The 2318-nt window shown below is 75.8% G+C and carries 2 protein-coding genes; both read right to left on the bottom strand.

The window, feature by feature from the left end; genetic code table 11:
* The coding region (locus tag J0670_RS36105) for a proton-conducting transporter membrane subunit (protein WP_207816937.1) at positions 1-1988 on the bottom strand (1988 nt) is incomplete at its 3' end.
* On the bottom strand, positions 1985-2318 hold a 334-nt coding region (locus tag J0670_RS36100), incomplete at its 5' end, for an NADH-quinone oxidoreductase subunit B family protein (protein WP_207816936.1). The genes J0670_RS36100 and J0670_RS36105, both read right to left, overlap by 4 nt.

The following is a 2318-nucleotide window of genomic DNA, read 5'->3' as shown; positions in this document are numbered from 1 at the left end:
AGGGTGGCGAAGCCGTAGCCGAGGTAACGGTGGACGCTGCCGTCCGCGAGCTGCCGCCCGGCGCGGCCCGCCCGTTCCAGCAGGCGCAGGAGCGGTTGGTAGAGGCGGTGCTCGATCCGGTCCGGGACGCGGTGCTGGTAGCGCACCCGCTCGACCAGGTAGGCGGATTCGCGGACCGGGGTGACGTCGACGTCCTGCTCGGGGGCGAGGACGTCGTCGAAGACGCGCTGCAGCGGTTCGGCGAACGAGGTCGCGGTGTACTCCATCCGCGCGGTGGGCGCGCCGGCCCCGCAGTCCCACAACGGGGCGCCGGTGCGGCGGCGCGGGCCTCGGGCGAGGACACGGACGAACAGCAGGACGGCGGCCACGGCCGCGACCAGGGCGGCGGCGATCCACAGCGGGGCCAATCGGCCGGACAACTCGGTGAGCCTCAGCCGCAGTTCACCACCGCTCAGGGGCGAGGCGCCGCCCGGCCCGGCCGCGGCGGCGGCTCGGCCGAGCCCGTCCGCGAGCACGCCGGGCACCAGGGCGAGGCCGGCGCAGGCGGCCGCGCTCAGGCCCATGCCGGCGAGCATCGTGGGCGGGCTCTCGTGGGCGTGTGCGGCGGCGGCGCCGCGCGGTCGGGCGAAGAAGCCGACTCCCAGGGCCTTGACGAACGCGGCGGTGGCCAGCCCGGCGGACAGGGCGATGGCGGCGATGGCCACGGGCAGCATCACGGCGGTGGCCACGCCGGGTGCGGCGAGTCCGTGGATCAGGGACTGGAGCAGCAGCCACTCACTGATGAACCCGTTGCCCGGGGGCAGGGCGATCGCGCCCAGCGCACCGACGGCGAACAGCGCGGTGGTGACGGGCATCCTCGGGCGCAGGCCGCCGAGGGCGTCCAGGTCGCGGGTGCCGGTGGCGTGTTGGACGGAGCCGGCCGCGCCGAACAGCAGGGCCTTGAAGGCGGCGTGGTTGACCACGTGCAGCAGGGCGGCCGCGAGGGCGAGGGCGGCGAGGGCGCGGTTGCCGCCCGCGTCGAACAGCAGGGCGGCGCCGATGCCGATCAGGACCAGGCCGAGGTTCTCGCTGGTGGAGTAGGCGAGCAGGCGCTTGAGGTCGGTGGCCACGGCGGCCTGCACGATCCCGTACACCGCCGTGACGGCGCCGAGCGCCACGACGAGCAGTCCCCACCAGCGCGGCCCGCCGCCCAGCAGGTCGAAGGCGGTGCGGATCAGGCCGTACGCTCCGAGGTTCGCCATCGCCGCGCTCATCAGCGCCGAGACGTGGCTGGGGGCCTCCGGATACGCCCGGGGAAGCCAGGCGTGCAGCGGCACCATGTCGGCTTTGGACCCGAATCCGGCCAGGGCGAGGACGAAGACCGTGCCGCGCAGCGCCGGTGACAGGGTGTGGGAGGCGGCGCGCAGGGCGGGGAAGGTCTCACCGCCGGCCCCGGCCGCGAACAGGACCAGGGCGATCAGCAGGCACACGAGGCCGAGGTGGGTCATCACCGCGTACCAGACGCCGGCTTCCCGGACGGTGGCGCGCTTCCGGTGCTCGGCGACCACGAGCAGCAGTGAACTGGCGGCCATCAGTTCCCACAGCAGCAGGAAGGTCGAAACGCTCGCACCGGCGGGGACCATGACCAGCGTCCAGGCGAACAGCGGCAGCACGGCCTGGACACCGCGCCCGGCCAGGCCGTGCCGGGAGTAGCCGATCCCGTACACGGACGCGGCGACGATCACGCCTCCGGACACCGCGGTGAACAGCCCGGACAGCGCGTCGAGGGCCACGTGCACCCCGGCCAGCGGCAGCAGGTCCGGTAACGACTCCGACCACCGCTGCCCGCCCAGGGCCGCGCCCCCGGCGGCCAGCCCGGCGGCGCCGACCCCGGCCGTGCACACCCCGACCACCGCCGGACGGAGGCGCTCGGGCAGCAGCAGCCCGGCCGCCGATCCGGCGGGGGCCAGGGCGCTCGCCGCCGCCAGCGCGGGAGCGATCGCGCTCACCGCCCGGTCACCCGGCGCAGCGCCGCGACGATCGCGGCCGGCTCCGGCGGGCAGCCCGGCACCTGGAGGTCCACCGGCACGATGTCGGCCACCGCCCCCGCGACGCCGTACGCCCCCGCGAACAGGCCGCAGTTCATCGCGCAGTCGCCGACCGCGACCACGACCTTCGGCTCGGGCACGGCCTGGTGGGTGCGGCGCAGCGGCTCGGCCATGTTCCGGGTGACCGGGCCGGTCACCAGCAGTACGTCGGCGTGGCGCGGCGAGGCGACCAGCCGGGCGCCGTAGCGCTCGGCGTCGTACACCGGGCCGAACGCTCCGCCGATCTCGATC

The sequence above is a fragment of the Streptomyces sp. FH025 genome, from assembly GCF_017427025.1.
Classification (GTDB): Bacteria; Actinomycetota; Actinomycetes; order Streptomycetales; family Streptomycetaceae; genus Kitasatospora.
The sequence above is the reverse complement of the archived record's forward strand: the minus strand, read 5'-3'. Positions and strand labels throughout refer to the sequence as shown.